This is a genomic window from Franconibacter pulveris (genome assembly GCF_056780215.1).
Map to the genome: position 1 here is coordinate 739081 of NZ_CM165555.1, position 16049 is coordinate 755129.

Below are 16049 nucleotides of genomic sequence, written 5' to 3' on the forward strand. Positions count from 1 at the left end.
ATTTTGAGCGATAGCCTCAAATCCCTTCGCCGGCGTTATCCGGATCAGGTTCGACGGGTATTATCTCAGCGCGCACGAGCGGTGCGGCACCCCGTTGAGAACGGTTCATTGTAATGATTTGCTGAATGTTTCGAAAGGGTTACGGCTCCGGCGGCGCAAACCAGGCGGATTTAAAGTCAAACCAGCCCAGCGTGTTCATACGCAGGCCGCGCATACTGCGCTGCCCCTGCAAAATCAGCCAGTGATGCACGAGCGGCAAAAGGTGCTGGCTTTCAAGCAGTTGTTTACACCAGGTCGGCAAATCCAGCGCCCCGGCGCGCCAGCTTTCGGCATCCTGCTGCCAGTTCAGCGGCACGCATTTTTGCATCAGCGGCGTTTCATAAAGGTTGGCGAACAGCGAAAAATTCAGCGGCAACGTAAAGTTAACGCTGTTCAGCCACAGATCGCTTACCGTTTCACCCTGATGCCACTCAGTGTAGTCCACCTCGTTTATCTCTACGTTTACGCCCTGTTCGGCGAGCAACGTCGCCAGGATAGCGCCGATAGCGCGGTTTTCGATATGGTCGCGATAGTAAGTCAGCGTTAGGTTCTCAAGGCCTGCGGGGCGCTCAACGGCGGCAGTTCGCGGCGCATGGTGCCAGCGCGGCAGCAAGCCGTAAGCGGGGAACCAGTAGCGCTGATAGTGTTCTGCGGCGTGATAGAGAAAATTGACCGGAGAGAGCAGGTGGCTCAGCCACTGACGCACCTGCGGATTTGCGCCCGTAGGAGAGCGTGAGTCAAAAAGCAGGTAGTAACATCCCTCTTCAAGGCGGCTTTCAACGGCTTTCTCGCCGCCGGTGGGGCCTTCAAGCTGAACGCTGCCGCCCAGCTCGTCGCCAATATCCGGCAATACCCAAAAATTCACTTCATCAATCAGCGCCCGGTAGCCGAAGTAATCATCAAAAGCATGGATCTTAAGCTGATTGTTGTTATTACGTACCACGGCATACGGGCCGGTACCGATCGGTTTACTGGCGAAATGGGGCAGGGTTGTCCATTCGCGAGGCAGGATCATCGCCGCTACGCTGCCCAGCAGCCAGGGCAGCCATTCATCTGGCTGGCTGAGATGAATATCAAGCGTCCACGGAGTAGGGGAGACGACATGGGAGAGATGCGAATAAAGCGGCAACGTGTTGATGCGCTCAAGCGAACTGATAATGTCGAGCATATCGAGTTCGCGACCATGATGAAAATGGATGCCGGGGCGTAAGAAAAAACGCCAGTGCAGCGGGGACATTTTCTGCCAGTGATGAGCAATGTCCGCTTCCAGTTCCCCATTTTCCTCGTTTATGCGTGTCAATCCGCTAAAAATTTGCCGCACCACGTGCGTTTCCGAACGACGCAATGCGCTGCCCGGCAGCAGGTTTTGCAACGGACGATAGTACAGCACCCGCAGAATATGCCTCCCCTGCCGGAAGCTGCGCCCCAAATGCGAGATAAGCATCTGGCGCACCGCGGTTTTATCGCCGACTATCTGCACCAGCTGGTCGATTCTGTCCTGCTCAAGCAAATCCTCGGCGCGCTGCTGCTGGAGCGCGAGGCCGGTATAGAGAAAGGTTAAGCGCGAGCGCTTGCCGCGCCCGGCTTCCGCTTCCCATTTCAGCCAGCCTTTTTCCTGCATGGTATTGAGCAACGTGCGCATGTGGCGGCGCGAGCAGTTCAGCAGCTCCGCCAGATCGTTGAGCGTGGTTTCCTGCGTTTTCCCCTCGCAGCATTGCCATAAGCGAATAAATTGCTGTTGCAGACGACCGGTGGACATAAAAGGGGAACTCCTTGCCGAAACTCATCAATTTATCTTTCCCTATATTACGCCAATAATTCTCTTCGATGAAAGCGAGGAGGCATTTATGAAACGGTCATCGGCATACACATTCTGGCAGCACTACTTTTTCGCAACGCAGGACGCTGGCGCATCCTGGCTGGCCCGCCTGAGCGCATCACAGCGCTTGCAGATGCTGGACTCGGTGATGCAGTGGGAGGTTACAACCCCCGTTTCCCTGAAACGCCTCTCCCGCCAACATCGAGTGTAACTGAGTATTGGTGCTCTTCACCGGCCAGCAGTTTCTACTGCTGGCTTTTTTCGTTGTTGTTTGCTGAACTTATCCCCCGCCTTCTTGAAAGGATGCATTTCAATGCTCTGGTTTTTAACCCAAGGCCGTCGCCTGAATCGGGTCTATGTCGCCTTTATGTCCGTAGCTTTTATGATGGGGGTTGCGGGCGCGCTGCAGGCGCCGACCCTCAGTCTGTTTCTTAGCCGTGAAGTGGAAGTGCGCCCGTTCTGGGTCGGACTCTTTTATACGGTGAACGCCATTGTCGGAATTCTGGTGAGTCTGTGGCTGGCGAAACGCTCGGATAGCCGCGGGGATCGCCGCAAACTGATTATGTTCTGCTGCCTGATGGCGGTGGCGAACTGCCTGCTTTTCGCTTTTAACCGGCACTATCTGACGCTGATTACCGCGGGCGTATTGCTGGCCTCGCTGGCGAACACCTCCATGCCGCAAATTTTTGCCCTGGCGCGCGAATACGCCGATAAATCGGCGCGCGAGGTAGTGATGTTCAGCTCCGTTATGCGCGCTCAACTGTCGCTTGCATGGGTCATCGGCCCGCCGCTCTCTTTTATGCTGGCGCTTAACTACGGCTTTACAACGATGTTCCTGATAGCGGCGGGCATATTTATTATCAGCCTCGCCATTATTACTTTCGCGCTGCCTTCGGTGGAGCGGGTGGAGCAACCGACAGACGTGGCGCTGACGCAGGTTAGCGGCTGGAAAGATAAAAACGTGCGGCTGCTGTTTATCGCCTCGATGCTGATGTGGACCTGCAACACAATGTACATCATCGATATGCCGTTGTGGATAAGTCAGGATCTGGGGCTGCCGGATACGCTGGCGGGCGTGCTGATGGGCACGGCGGCGGGGCTGGAAATCCCGGCCATGCTGCTGGCGGGCTACTGCGTTAAGCGTTTCGGCAAGCGTCGGCTGATGGTGCTGGCGGTGGCGGCGGGCGTGCTGTTTTATCTGGGGCTTATTCTGTTCCACAGCCACGAGGCGCTGTTAGGGCTGCAAATTTTTAACGCGATATTTATCGGCATTATCGCCGGTATCGGCATGCTCTGGTTTCAGGACTTAATGCCGGGGCGGGCGGGTTCCGCGACGACGCTTTTTACTAACAGTATTTCTACGGGCGTGATTCTTGCCGGGGTGATTCAGGGGGCGCTGGTGGAAAGCTTCGGACATTTTGCCGTTTATTGGGTCATTGCGGGTATTTCGCTGCTGACGCTTGTGCTGACAAGCCGGGTAAAAGACGTTTAAGAACAACGTCGCGACGATGGCGGATGGCGCTGCGCTTACCCGTCTGCGTCTCTCAAGACAGGTGAAAACAAAGTAACAAAAAAGGCGTCCGCAGACGCCTTTTTCATCAACCCATAAACGCGGGCTGCTTGTTCTCGTAATCGGCAATGGCGTCTTCATGCTGCAGCGTCAGGCCGATGCTGTCGAGGCCATTCAGCATGCAGTGGCGGCGGAAAGCGTCGATAGTAAAAGCGTAGGTTTTCTCACCTGCTTTCACGACCTGCGCTTCCAGATCCACCTCGAAACGGATCCCCGGATTCGCTTTAACCAGTGTGAACATTTCATCCACTTCCTGCTCGCTCAACGTTACAGGCAGCAGCTGGTTATTAAAGCTGTTGCCGTAGAAGATATCAGCGAAGCTCGGCGCAATGACAACTTTAAAGCCGTAATCGGTCAGCGCCCACGGCGCGTGTTCGCGTGACGAACCACAACCGAAGTTCTCCCGCGCCAGCAGGATAGAGGCGCCTTTGTATTGCGGAAAATTCAGCACAAACTCCGGGTTCGGCTGTGCGCCTTTATCGTCCAGAAAGCGCCAGTCGTTAAACAGATGGGCGCCGAAGCCGGTACGCGTGACCTTCTGCAAAAATTGTTTCGGAATAATGGCGTCAGTATCGACGTTGGCGGCATCCAGAGGAACCACCAGGCCGGTGTGTTGCGTAAATTTTTCTGCCATGGTGTTCTCCTTATTTCATGCCGCGAATATCGGCGAAATGGCCGCTAACGGCGGCCGCTGCCGCCATCGCCGGGCTGACCAGATGGGTGCGTCCGCCGCGGCCCTGACGACCTTCAAAGTTACGGTTGCTGGTGGAAGCGCAGCGCTCGCCCGGGTTCAGACGGTCATTGTTCATCGCCAGACACATGGAACAGCCCGGCAGACGCCACTCAAAACCGGCCTCGATAAAAATTTTATCCAGTCCTTCCGCTTCCGCTTGCGCTTTCACCGGGCCGGAACCCGGCACCACTAACGCCTGGACGCCAGGGGCCACTTTGCGGCCTTTGGCGATTTCCGCCGCGGCGCGTAAATCTTCGATGCGCGAGTTGGTGCAGGAGCCGATAAATACTTTATCGATAGCCACTTCAGTCAGCGGCACGCCCGGTTTCAGGCCCATATAAGCCAGCGCTTTTTCGGCGCTGGCGCGCTCTACCGGATCAATAAAAGAGGACGGATCCGGAATAATATCAGTGACGGCGATAACCTGGCCTGGATTAGTGCCCCACGTGACCTGCGGCGCAATATCTTCGGCATTGAGCGTAACGACGGTATCAAACTGCGCGCCTTCGTCGGTTTTCAGCGTTCTCCAGTAAGCGACCGCTTCTTCAAAATCCTGACCTTTCGGCGCGTGCAGACGGCCTTTCACATAGTTGAACGTGGTATCGTCCGGTGCGACCAGCCCCGCTTTGGCGCCCATCTCGATAGCCATATTGCAAAGGGTCATACGGCCTTCCATGCTCAGCGCCTCAATGGCTTCGCCGCAGAACTCGACAACATGACCCGTACCGCCCGCGCTGCCGGTTTTTCCGATGATCGCCAGCACGATATCTTTGGCGGTGATCCCCGGCGCGGCTTTGCCTTTTACTTCAATTTTCATGGTCCGGGCGCGGCCCTGCTTCAGGGTCTGGGTCGCCAGCACGTGTTCCACTTCAGAAGTGCCGATGCCGAACGCCAGCGCCCCGAACGCGCCGTGGGTCGCGGTGTGCGAGTCGCCGCACACAATGGTCATCCCCGGCAGAGTAATGCCTTGCTCCGGCCCCATCACATGAACAATGCCCTGATAGGGGTGGTTCAGGTCATACAGCTCAACCCCGAACTCGTTACAGTTCTTAATCAGCTCCTGCATCTGAATGCGCGCCATCTCGCCGGAGGCGTTGATGTCTTTCGTCTGCGTGGAGACGTTGTGGTCCATCGTCGCGAAGGTTTTACGCGGCTGACGCACCGGGCGGCCGTGAGCGCGCAGACCGTCGAAAGCCTGCGGCGAGGTCACTTCATGCACCAGATGACGATCGATGTAGAGCAGCGGGGTTTCATTCGGCGCTTCATAGACCACGTGGGCGTCAAACAATTTTTGATATAAGGTCTTTGCCATGATTACACCCCTTCGGCGACATAGCGGGCAATGATGTCGCCCATTTCATCGGTACTGACTGCCTGACCGCCACGGGCCAGGTCGCTTGTGCGCACGCCTTCTTCCAGCGCGCGGTTAATGGCTTTTTCAATGGCCGTAGCGGCTTCGTCCGCCTCCAGGCTGTAGCGCAGCAGCAGCGCCAGCGACAGGATTTGCGCCACAGGGTTGGCGATGTTTTTACCTGCGATATCCGGCGCGGAGCCGCCTGCGGGTTCATACAGGCCGAAGCCTTGTTCATTGAGGCTGGCGGAAGGCAGCATGCCCATCGAGCCGGTAATCATCGCGCATTCATCGGAAAGGATATCGCCGAACAGGTTGGAGCAGAGCAGCACGTCGAACTGAGACGGGTCTTTAATCAGCTGCATGGTGGCGTTATCAATGTACATGTGCGCCAGTTCAACGTCCGGGTACTCTTTGGCGATTTCATTGACGATTTCGCGCCACAGCAGCGATGTTTGCAGCACGTTCGCTTTATCGATAGAGGTCACTTTGTTGCGGCGTTTGCGTGCGGATTCAAAGGCGATTCGCGCGATGCGTTCAATCTCGAAACGGTGATAAACCTCAGTGTCGAACGCTTTTTCGTGCATGCCGCTGCCTTCGCGGCCTTTCGGCTGACCGAAATAGATGCCGCCGGTCAGTTCACGCACGCAGAGAATGTCAAAGCCGTTGGCGGCGATATCGGCGCGCAGCGGGCAGAAGGCCTCCAGCCCCTGGTACAGCTTCGCCGGGCGCAGGTTGCTGAAGAGCTTGAAATGTTTACGCAGCGGCAGCAGGGCGCCGCGCTCCGGCTGCTGGGCAGGCGGCAGATGTTCCCATTTCGGGCCGCCTACGGAGCCGAACAGAATCGCGTCGGCCTGCTCGCAGCCTTCCACCGTTGCCTGCGGCAGCGGGTTGCCGTGACGGTCGATGGCGATGCCGCCTACGTCATAGCTGCTGGTGGTAATGCGCATATCAAAACGACTACGAACTGCATCCAGTACTTTCAGCGCTTGCGCCATCACTTCCGGGCCAATGCCGTCGCCCGCTAAAATTGCAATATGATAATTTTTAGACATCACACGGTTTCCTGATTGTGTTCTTTATTCTGTGCCTTGCGTTGCAACTCTTTTTCCACTTCGCCGGCGCGCCAGATATTGTTCAGCACGTGCACCATGGCGCGGGCGGAAGATTCGACGATATCGGTCGTCAGCCCCATGCCGTGGAAGCGGCGACCGTTATAGTTGACAACAATATCCACCTGCCCCAGCGCGTCTTTACCGTGGCCTTTGGCGCTTAAGCCATATTTCACCAGTTCAATGTTGTAATCCGTGATGCGGTTAATTGCCTGGTAAACGGCATCCACCGGGCCGTTGCCGTTGGCCGCTTCGGCTTTCACTTCATCGCCGCACGCCAGCTTCACGGAAGCCGTGGCGATATCGTTAGAACCAGACTGCACGCTGAAGTAATCCAGACGGAAATGCTCCGGTTCTTCCTGCTGCTTATTAATGAAGGCCAGCGCCTCCAGATCGTAATCGAATACCTGGCCCTTTTTATCCGCCAGCTTCAGGAAAGCCGCATACAGATCGTCCAGGTTGTAGTCTTCTTCGTGATAGCCCATCTCTTCCATGCGGTGTTTTACCGCCGCGCGGCCTGAACGGGAGGTCAGGTTCAGCTGCACCTGGTTCAGACCGATGGATTCCGGCGTCATGATTTCGTAGTTTTCGCGGTTTTTCAGTACGCCATCCTGATGGATGCCGGAGGAATGGGCGAAGGCGCCCGAGCCTACCACCGCTTTGTTCGCCGGGATCGGCATATTGCAGATCTGGCTGACGGTCTGGCTGGTGCGCCAGATTTCATGATGATTGATATTGGTATGAACGTTCAGCAGGTTCTGACGCAGCTTGATGGCCATGATGACCTCTTCCAGCGCGCAGTTGCCGGCGCGTTCGCCGATGCCGTTCAGCGTTCCCTCGACCTGACGCGCTCCGGCTTGCACCGCCGCGATGGCGTTGCCGACGCCCATGCCTAAATCGTCATGGGTGTGCACAGAGATAATGGCTTTATCAATGTTAGGTACGCGTTCATACAGACCGGTAATGATATTGCTGAATTCGAAGGGCAGGGTATAACCGACGGTATCCGGGATATTGATAGTGGTGGCCCCAGCGTTAATCGCGGCCTCCACTACGCGAGCCAGGTCGTCTATCGGCGTGCGGCCTGCGTCTTCACATGAAAACTCTACATCATCGGTATAGTTGCGGGCGCGTTTGACCATATAGACAGCGCGCTCAATCACCTCATCCAGCGTGCTGCGCAACTTGGTGGCGATATGCATCGGCGAGGTGGCGATGAAGGTATGGATGCGGAAAGCTTCAGCGACACGCAACGCCTCGGCGGCGACGTCGATATCTTTTTCAACACAACGCGCCAGCCCGCAGACGCGGCTGTTTTTAACCTGACGGGCAATGGTCTGGACAGACTCAAAATCGCCAGGGGAAGAGACCGGGAAGCCGACTTCCATAACGTCAATTCCCATACGCTCCAGCGCCAGCGCAATTTGCAGTTTCTCTTTCACGCTCAGGCTCGCCTGCAGCGCCTGTTCACCATCGCGTAAAGTGGTATCAAAAATAATGACTTGCTGGCTCATGGTTACGGTCCTTATCCTGTCTGAGGGCGCCTGCTACGAGCATAAAAAAACCCGCGCATTGGCGCGGGTTTCTGTATTTTGCTGATGGCTTGATGTCACTCAGTGGCAACCGTCGCCCAGCACTCTACCGCGCACAGTAAATGCGTTTAGTAGTAGTAGCGCTGCCAGACGAGTCGTGCGAATCATGAATCAAGCCTCGGAATCGGAAACTGTTAATCGGAATATGCTTTTAGTGGTACTTGATACGCAGGGAGGTGTCAACCCCTTAACGCAATGTTAGGGCGTTTCTCGCCGATCCGGACGAGAATGATATTTAGCGTATTGTGCTAAAAATTCCTCTGTATGAAGTGATAAACGTTATGGCCGCATCGGCCATTATTTTTAACTTGTCGCATTTATACATATTTTTTATGATTTATGGTGTAATTGTGCCTGGTATACCTCTTTATTTATCTTGATGATATAAAAGATATAATTCTCCCCATGAATATCATTTAATATATTTATTCTTGAATTGCTGCGGTTTTGTTAAATACAGCGGAAGTAGCGCGGTAACATTTTAATAAAGCTTAAATAAATATTCACCGGATGAATTGTTGTGAAGTTGCAGGTTTTATGATTTGATCTCGCCGCTTAAAAGTAAAAGCATTAATTAAGCATGCGAGAATCGCTTTTTCATGTTCAGCCCTGCCAAAATTTTCATATTTCCTGATAAAACTTTGGTTTTTTCTGAATTGTTGTCTTCGACCTTTTGCTTGCGATTGCTACATGTTAAACGAAATAGTTGTGGTTCTTCCTGGGCAAGGGAATTGATGAATGAGTGGAGTAGACTATGTCTGAGGATTATATTGAGCATCCGCCGGTACAAGAAGGTTTAAAAACACAATTACGCACGGTAGACCTTAATCTTTTAACCGTTTTTGATGCGGTTATGCAGGAGCAAAATATCACCCGGGCCGCGCAAATGCTGGGCATGTCGCAGCCTGCGGTCAGCAACGCGGTAGCCCGGCTTAAGGTTATGTTTAATGACGAATTGTTCGTTCGTTATGGTCGTGGAATACAACCTACTGCACGGGCCCATCAGCTGTTTGGCTCCATCCGTCAGGCGTTGCAATTAGTCCAAAACGAATTGCCTGGTTCGGGATTTGAACCCCTAAGCAGCGAAAGGTTGTTTAACCTGTGCGTCTGCAGCCCGCTGGATAATCTGCTTACCTCTCTTATCTACAATAAAGTTAATAACATTGCGCCTAATATCCACCTGGTCTTTAAATCTTCACTTAATCAGAATATCGAACACCAGTTACGTTATCAGGAAGTTGAATTTGTTATTGGCTACGATGATTTCCGTCGCCCGGAATTTTCCTGCGTGCCGCTCTTCAAAGATGAGATGGTATTAGTGTGCAGTAAAAACCATCCGCGTCAAAACGAGCTGACGCTCGAGTCAAATATCTACCAGGAGCAGCATGCCGTTGTCGTGCTGGATCGTTACGGTTCGTTTAGCGCGCCCTGGTATAACACACCCGAAAAAGAAGCCTGCATCGCTTATCAGGGAATGGCGATGACGAGTGTCTTAAACGTCGTGTCACGCACCAATCTCGTCACTATTGCCCCGCGCTGGCTGGCGGAAGAATATGCCCAAACATGGAATTTAGCCGTACTGCCGTTGCCTTTAGTACTGAATAACCGCACATGTTATCTTTGCTGGCATGAGGCTGCGGGTAGAGATAAGGGGCATCAATGGATGGAAGAGCTGCTGGTTTCTATTTGCCAGCGTAGTTAATTTCAGCCAGAGAAAAACCGGGTGGTTTACACTGTCCGGTTTTTCTGCTTTTAAGGGTTTTTTCAGCATATTCGACTGATGGAGGCGCTATCAGAGGTCTTGTTTCGTTAAAAGCGGCATTAATTTGATTTAACGCTGCAAATCGACCCTCTGACAACATTTCCATTCATCGCTTTTGCTTATATTTAGTATTTCTTACCGTATCGCCTCGGTTTTTATTATTGCGTTCACCGCTACGCCTGGCCTTTGACCTGCGTTCGCCATTTGATTGCCTCATTTTCAACGGTTATGTTAGGGCCATTACTCAAATGATAAAAATGACAGGGCACGCTTACCTGTAACAATGACAGGGTGGAAATGATTTCTGCCGTCAGCCTATAAACACAAGCCTGGAGGCAAACCATGGAGATGTTATCAGGAGCCGAGATGGTCGTCCGATCGCTTATCGATCAGGGCGTAAAACAGATATTCGGTTATCCCGGAGGTGCGGTGCTGGATATTTATGACGCGCTTCATACTGTCGGCGGTATCGATCATGTGCTGGTGCGTCATGAACAAGCAGCGGTGCATATGGCCGATGGGCTTGCCCGTGCAACAGGCGAAGTGGGCGTTGTGCTGGTGACATCCGGTCCTGGCGCCACTAACGCGATTACCGGTATCGCGACGGCTTATATGGACTCCATTCCGCTGGTGGTGCTATCCGGTCAGGTGGCGACTTCTCTTATTGGTTATGATGCTTTTCAGGAATGTGACATGGTGGGGATCTCCCGCCCGGTGGTAAAACACAGCTTTCTGGTTAAGCAAACGGAAGATATTCCAACCGTATTGAAAAAAGCGTTCTGGCTCGCTGCGAGCGGCCGTCCTGGTCCGGTAGTGGTGGATCTGCCGAAAGATATTCTCAATCCGGCGAAAAAGCTGCCTTACGTTTGGCCTGAATCCGTCAGCATGCGTTCTTATAATCCCACTACGCAGGGGCATAAGGGACAGATCAAGCGCGCCCTGCAAACGCTGGTTGCGGCGAAAAAGCCGGTTATGTATGTAGGCGGCGGGGCGATTAATGCCGCTTGCGAACCGGAACTGCGCGCCGTAGCGGAAAAGCTGAACATTCCCGTTGCTTCTTCTTTAATGGGGCTTGGCGCTTTTCCGGGATCGCATCGCCAGGCGCTTGGCATGTTAGGCATGCACGGTACCTATGAAGCCAATATGACGATGCATCATTCAGACGTGATTTTTGCAGTGGGCGTGCGTTTCGACGATCGCACTACCAATAATCTTGCAAAATATTGTCCGAATGCGACGGTGCTGCACATTGATATCGACCCGACTTCCATTTCCAAAACGGTGTCGGCAGATATCCCTATCGTGGGTGATGCTCGTCAGGTGCTGCAGCAAATGCTGGAACTGCTGGAGCAAGAAGAGGCCCAGCAGCCGCTCGATGACATCCGCGACTGGTGGCAGCAGATAGAACAATGGCGCGCGCGTCAGTGTCTGAACTATGACCGCGACAGCGGCAGCATTAAGCCGCAGGCGGTGATTGAGACGCTGCACCGTTTAACCCATGGCGACGCCTACGTCACTTCCGATGTAGGCCAGCACCAGATGTTCGCCGCGCTGCACTACACCTTTGATAAGCCGCGTCGTTGGATTAATTCCGGCGGCCTCGGCACCATGGGGTTTGGCTTGCCTGCGGCGCTGGGCGTTAAGCTGGCCTTGCCGGACGAAACCGTCGTCTGCGTGACGGGCGATGGCAGCATCCAGATGAACATTCAGGAACTCTCTACCGCGCTACAGTATGAGTTGCCGGTATTGGTGCTCAACCTGAACAACCGCTATCTCGGCATGGTGAAGCAGTGGCAGGATATGATCTATTCCGGCCGCCACTCGCAGTCTTATATGGAATCGCTGCCGGATTTTGTTCGTCTCGCGCAGGCTTATGGCCACGTGGGCATCGGCATCACCAAACCGGAGGAGCTTGAAAGCAAGCTTAGCGAAGCGCTGGAGCATGTACGCAATAACCGCCTGGTCTTTGTGGATGTGACGGTGGATGGCACTGAGCACGTTTATCCTATGCAGGTCCGCGGCGGCAGTATGGATGAAATGTGGTTAAGCAAAACGGAGAGAACCTGACTATGCGCCGGATATTATCTGTCTTACTGGAAAACGAGTCGGGCGCGTTGTCCCGGGTCATTGGGCTTTTCTCCCAGCGCGGCTACAACATTGAAAGCCTGACGGTCGCGCCGACCGATGATCCCACCCTTTCACGTATGACCATCCAGACGGTGGGCGATGAAAAGGTGCTGGAGCAAATTGAAAAGCAGCTGCACAAGTTAGTTGACGTGCTTCGCGTCAGTGAACTGGGGCAGGGGGCGCACGTTGAGCGCGAGATTATGCTGGTTAAGATCCAGGCCAGCGGTTATGGGCGAGAAGAGGTAAAACGTAATACTGAAATCTTCCGCGGCCAGATTATTGATGTCACCCCGTCGCTCTACACCGTTCAGTTGGCAGGCACCAGCGAAAAGCTGGATGCTTTCCTCGCTACGCTGCGCGATGTAGCCAAAATTGTTGAAGTCGCGCGTTCCGGCGTGGTGGGCCTTGCCCGCGGCGAAAAGATTATGCGCTAGTCGCTAAAGTTGCCTCTTTATTAGCCCGATGCATCCGCTCGGGCTTTTTTTTGCAGCCGCTCAGGCATGAGCCTATAAAAGCAGTTGCCCAGGTTACTGTTCTGCGCTTAGATGTTAAGGATTTTAACTTATAACCCTGTAAAGGTTATGGAGTAACATTTTTATTAAGGGGCAATCGTGAAACTGGATGAAATCGCGCGGCTGGCTGGCGTGTCGCGCACCACGGCGAGCTATGTCATCAATGGAAAAGCTAAACAGTATCGGGTCAGTGACAAAACTGTTGAAAAAGTGATGGCGGTGGTACGAGAGCACAATTATCACCCTAACGCCGTTGCCGCCGGGCTTCGGGCCGGACGCACCCGCTCTATCGGCCTGGTTATCCCGGATCTGGAAAACACCAGTTATACCCGCATCGCCAACTATCTTGAACGTCAGGCGCGCCAGCGGGGCTATCAGTTGTTGATTGCCTGTTCGGAAGACCAACCCGACAACGAAATGCGCTGTATTGAGCATCTTCTGCAACGGCAGGTCGATGCCATTATCGTCTCGACTTCTTTACCGCCAGAGCATCCCTTTTACCAGCGCTGGGCCCGTGATTCCTTCCCCATCGTCGCGCTGGATCGCGCACTCGATCGCGAACATTTTACAAGCGTCGTCGGCGCCGATCAGGATGATGCCGAGATGCTGGCCAGCGAATTACGAAAATTTCCTGCTGAAACCGTGCTTTACCTGGGCGCATTGCCGGAACTTTCCGTCAGTTTTCTGCGCGAGCAGGGTTTCCGCCAGGCATGGAAAGATGACCCGCGCGACGTGCACTTCCTTTACGCTAACAGCTACGAACGCGAAGCGGCTGGCCAACTGTTTGAGAAATGGCTGGAGACGCACCCTATGCCGCAGGCGCTGTTTACTACCTCTTTTGCGTTGCTGCAGGGCGTTATGGATGTGACGCTGCGCAGAGAAGGGCGTTTACCTGAGAATCTGGCTATCGCGACTTTCGGTGACAATGAGCTGTTGGATTTCCTGCAATGCCCCGTACTGGCGGTCGCCCAGCGTCACCGCGATGTGGCGGAACGCGTACTGGAGCTGGTGCTGGCGAGTCTGGATGAACCGCGCAAACCCAAACCTGGCTTGACGCGCATTAAGCGTAACCTTTACCGGCGCGGCAGCTTAAGTCGGTAATGATGAAAGGCGGCTCAGACCGCCTTTTTCTATTATTCGGATTTATCCAGTCAGCCCGGAAAATGCGATTACGAATGAAGGCCGCCAACGATTTGCTTTTTTATAAAATGCGCGTGCAATGATAAGCGCCTGCTTATTATGTATTATTTTGTTACAGCCGTTTCGTTTATCAGCGTGACATCGCTTTGCCTCTTTTTGTCACAAGCCCGCTATTACTGGCATGGGCCGCTACGCTAACTCTCGCTGTTACCAAAAGAAGTTTTGCCTTAAAATGCCGCTCGTGTCGCAAACTCCATACAGAGTTAGCTCCACGGCTTGAATGAAGCCAATTTTATCACGCTGCGAATAGCCGTTATTTTTTTACAAATATTCATAGCCTTAATTTTAAGGGAATTACCTGCCTGGTTTTTTCTCCGGCCCGTCTTAACCAATGAGGTGAGATGTTTTGTCTGTGCCTGCTTGCGCGCTGGCTTGACAAGCTTTTCCTCCGCTCCGTAAACTCGCGTTGGTGGTAATTTGTGGGATAAAGTGGTGGGAATGAGCATAACCGGATGAGGCAGGTATGTTCCGTGGCGCGACGTTAGTTAATCTCGACAGCAAAGGGCGTTTATCCGTCCCGACCCGCTATCGGGAAAAATTAATCGAAGCCGCATCAGGCCAGATGGTATGCACTATTGATATCCACCATCCTTGTCTGCTGCTTTATACACTCCCCGAATGGGAAATTATCGAACATAAGTTGTCTCGTCTGTCGAGCATGAACCCCGTGGAACGTCGCGTTCAGCGCCTGTTACTGGGGCATGCCAGCGAATGCCAGATGGACAACGCCGGCCGATTGTTGCTGGCACCCGTATTGCGCCAACATGCCGGGTTGACCAAAGAAGTGATGCTGGTTGGGCAGTTCAATAAGTTTGAGCTGTGGGACGAAACGACCTGGTATCAACGAGTCAGGGAAGACATCGACGCTGAGCAGTCGTCTTCGGATACGTTGTCAGAACGACTGCAGGATTTGTCTTTATAAAGATGATGGAAAATTATAAACACACGACGGTATTGCTTGATGAAGCCGTCAATGGCCTGAATATTCGTCCAGATGGCATCTATATTGATGGCACTTTTGGTCGCGGCGGTCACTCACGTCTTATTCTTTCCCGCCTCGGACCCCAGGGGCGGTTACTGGCGATCGACCGCGATCCGCAGGCTATTGCCGTGGCGGAAACCATTGACGATCCTCGCTTTTCTTTTGTACATGGACCTTTCTCCGCGCTGGCTGACTACGTGCAGGAGCGCGATCTGGCCGGCAAGATAGACGGCATTTTGCTCGATCTCGGCGTTTCATCGCCGCAGTTAGACGATCCGGAACGCGGTTTTTCCTTTATGCGCGACGGCCCGCTGGATATGCGTATGGATCCCACCCGCGGCCAGTCTGCCGCCGAATGGTTGCTGACGGCGGAAGAGGCGGATATCGCCTGGGTGCTGAAAACCTACGGCGAAGAGCGTTTCGCTAAGCGGATTGCGCGCGCAATTGTCGAGCGTAATCGCGAGCAGCCGATGACCCGCACCAAAGAGCTGGCTGAAGTGGTGGCTGCCGCTACGCCGGTAAAAGATAAATTTAAGCATCCAGCGACACGTACTTTCCAGGCGGTGCGCATCTGGGTGAACAGTGAACTCGAAGAGATTGAGCAAGCGCTCAAAGGTTCTTTGACGGCGCTGGCGCCAGGCGGGCGCCTTTCTATTATCAGTTTCCACTCGCTTGAAGACCGACTGGTGAAGCGCTTTATGCGCGAGCAGAGCCGTGGCCCGCAGGTGCCGGCGGGGATCCCGATGACGGAAGAACAGTTGCGCAAACTGGGCGGGCGGGAGTTACGCGCGCTAGGCAAGTTGATGCCGGGCGAAGAGGAAGTGGCGGAAAACCCACGCGCCCGTAGTTCAGTGCTGCGTATTGCAGAAAGGACCAGCGCATGATCAGCAGAGTGACAGAGACCTTCAACAGAGTCACCGGCTCGCTTTCCGGTACCGAGCGCCATGCCCTGCCTGGCGTAATCGGCGGCGATCTGTTGCGTCACGGGAAACTGCCACTCTGCCTGTTTGTCGCCATTATTATCACTGCCGTGATGGTGGTCACCACCGCGCATCACACACGCCTTTTAACGGCGCAGCGCGAGCAACTGGCGGTAGAGCGCGACGCGCTGGATATTGAATGGCGAAACCTGATCCTTGAAGAAAACGCCCTGGGCGATCACAGCCGGGTGGAGCGGATAGCGACCGAGAAGCTGCAACTGCAGCACGTCGATCCCTCGCAGGAAAATATTGTGGTACAGAAATAAGGAT

General features: G+C 54.0%; 15 protein-coding genes and 1 riboswitch. Of the genes, 9 read left to right on the forward strand and 6 right to left on the reverse strand.

Translation table 11 applies throughout. From position 1 onward, the window contains the following. Positions 1-3: 3 nt before the first annotated feature. A riboswitch (TPP riboswitch) is annotated at positions 4-104 on the reverse strand. A gap of 35 nt (positions 105-139) precedes the next feature. Next, on the reverse strand, positions 140-1798 hold the full coding sequence (gene sgrR / locus ACU4F7_RS03565; RefSeq protein WP_029591225.1) for an HTH-type transcriptional regulator SgrR: 1659 nt from the start codon (positions 1796-1798) through the stop codon (positions 140-142). A gap of 88 nt (positions 1799-1886) precedes the next feature. On the opposite strand from sgrR, the gene sgrT reads away from it, so the two are divergent. Beyond that, complete coding sequence (sgrT, locus tag ACU4F7_RS03570) at positions 1887-2069, forward strand: glucose uptake inhibitor SgrT (RefSeq protein WP_024558240.1); 183 nt, start codon at positions 1887-1889, stop codon at positions 2067-2069. 102 nt (positions 2070-2171) lie between these two features. Next, complete coding sequence (locus tag ACU4F7_RS03575) at positions 2172-3350, forward strand: sugar efflux transporter (protein ID WP_029591224.1); 1179 nt, start codon at positions 2172-2174, stop codon at positions 3348-3350. A 106-nt stretch (positions 3351-3456) separates the two neighbouring features. On the opposite strand, the gene leuD is transcribed toward ACU4F7_RS03575, so the two are convergent. The 5 genes from leuD to leuL form a co-directional block, all read right to left on the reverse strand. Further along, entirely contained in the window at positions 3457-4062 is a 606-nt protein-coding gene (gene leuD, locus ACU4F7_RS03580; RefSeq protein WP_481638048.1) for a 3-isopropylmalate dehydratase small subunit, read from the reverse strand. Between the two features lie 10 nt (positions 4063-4072). After that, on the reverse strand, positions 4073-5473 hold the full coding sequence (leuC, locus tag ACU4F7_RS03585) for a 3-isopropylmalate dehydratase large subunit (protein ID WP_024560682.1): 1401 nt from the start codon (positions 5471-5473) through the stop codon (positions 4073-4075). Between the two features lie 2 nt (positions 5474-5475). Beyond that, the gene (gene leuB / locus ACU4F7_RS03590) at positions 5476-6567 is read right to left on the reverse strand and encodes a 3-isopropylmalate dehydrogenase (protein ID WP_029591222.1); all 1092 of its coding nucleotides are present in this window, start codon (positions 6565-6567) and stop codon (positions 5476-5478) included. Further along, positions 6567-8138, reverse strand: a complete 1572-nt coding sequence (leuA, locus tag ACU4F7_RS03595; RefSeq protein ID WP_029591221.1) for a 2-isopropylmalate synthase — start codon at positions 8136-8138, stop codon at positions 6567-6569. The genes leuB and leuA overlap by 1 nt, the downstream gene beginning before the upstream one ends. Before the next feature lie 99 nt (positions 8139-8237). Beyond that, on the reverse strand, positions 8238-8324 hold the full coding sequence (gene leuL, locus ACU4F7_RS03600) for a leu operon leader peptide (RefSeq protein WP_125454223.1): 87 nt from the start codon (positions 8322-8324) through the stop codon (positions 8238-8240). Between the two features lie 646 nt (positions 8325-8970). Here leuL and leuO point away from each other — a divergent pair. The 7 genes from leuO (at position 8971) to ftsL (ending at position 16045) form a co-directional block, all read left to right on the forward strand. After that, positions 8971-9918 (forward strand): transcriptional regulator LeuO, encoded by a 948-nt coding sequence (gene leuO, locus ACU4F7_RS03605; RefSeq protein ID WP_481638049.1) that lies wholly within the window; start codon positions 8971-8973, stop codon positions 9916-9918. A 402-nt stretch (positions 9919-10320) separates the two neighbouring features. After that, positions 10321-12045 carry an acetolactate synthase 3 large subunit gene (gene ilvI / locus ACU4F7_RS03610; RefSeq protein ID WP_481638050.1) on the forward strand — a complete coding sequence of 575 codons (1725 nt, stop codon included), beginning with the start codon at positions 10321-10323 and terminating at the stop codon, positions 12043-12045. Positions 12046-12047: 2 nt separating this feature from the next. After that, positions 12048-12539: an acetolactate synthase small subunit gene (ilvN, locus tag ACU4F7_RS03615; RefSeq protein ID WP_024558248.1), complete on the forward strand. Its 492-nt coding sequence runs from the start codon at positions 12048-12050 to the stop codon at positions 12537-12539. A gap of 177 nt (positions 12540-12716) precedes the next feature. Next, positions 12717-13718, forward strand: a complete 1002-nt coding sequence (gene cra, locus ACU4F7_RS03620; RefSeq protein ID WP_029591218.1) for a catabolite repressor/activator — start codon at positions 12717-12719, stop codon at positions 13716-13718. A gap of 562 nt (positions 13719-14280) precedes the next feature. Beyond that, positions 14281-14739, forward strand: a complete 459-nt coding sequence (gene mraZ / locus ACU4F7_RS03625; protein WP_024558250.1) for a division/cell wall cluster transcriptional repressor MraZ — start codon at positions 14281-14283, stop codon at positions 14737-14739. A gap of 2 nt (positions 14740-14741) precedes the next feature. Then, positions 14742-15683 carry a 16S rRNA (cytosine(1402)-N(4))-methyltransferase RsmH gene (rsmH, locus tag ACU4F7_RS03630; protein ID WP_481638051.1) on the forward strand — a complete coding sequence of 314 codons (942 nt, stop codon included), beginning with the start codon at positions 14742-14744 and terminating at the stop codon, positions 15681-15683. Continuing rightward, entirely contained in the window at positions 15680-16045 is a 366-nt protein-coding gene (gene ftsL / locus ACU4F7_RS03635; RefSeq protein ID WP_024558252.1) for a cell division protein FtsL, read from the forward strand. Before rsmH ends, ftsL begins: the two co-directional genes overlap by 4 nt. The last annotated feature ends 4 nt before the right edge of the window (positions 16046-16049 follow it).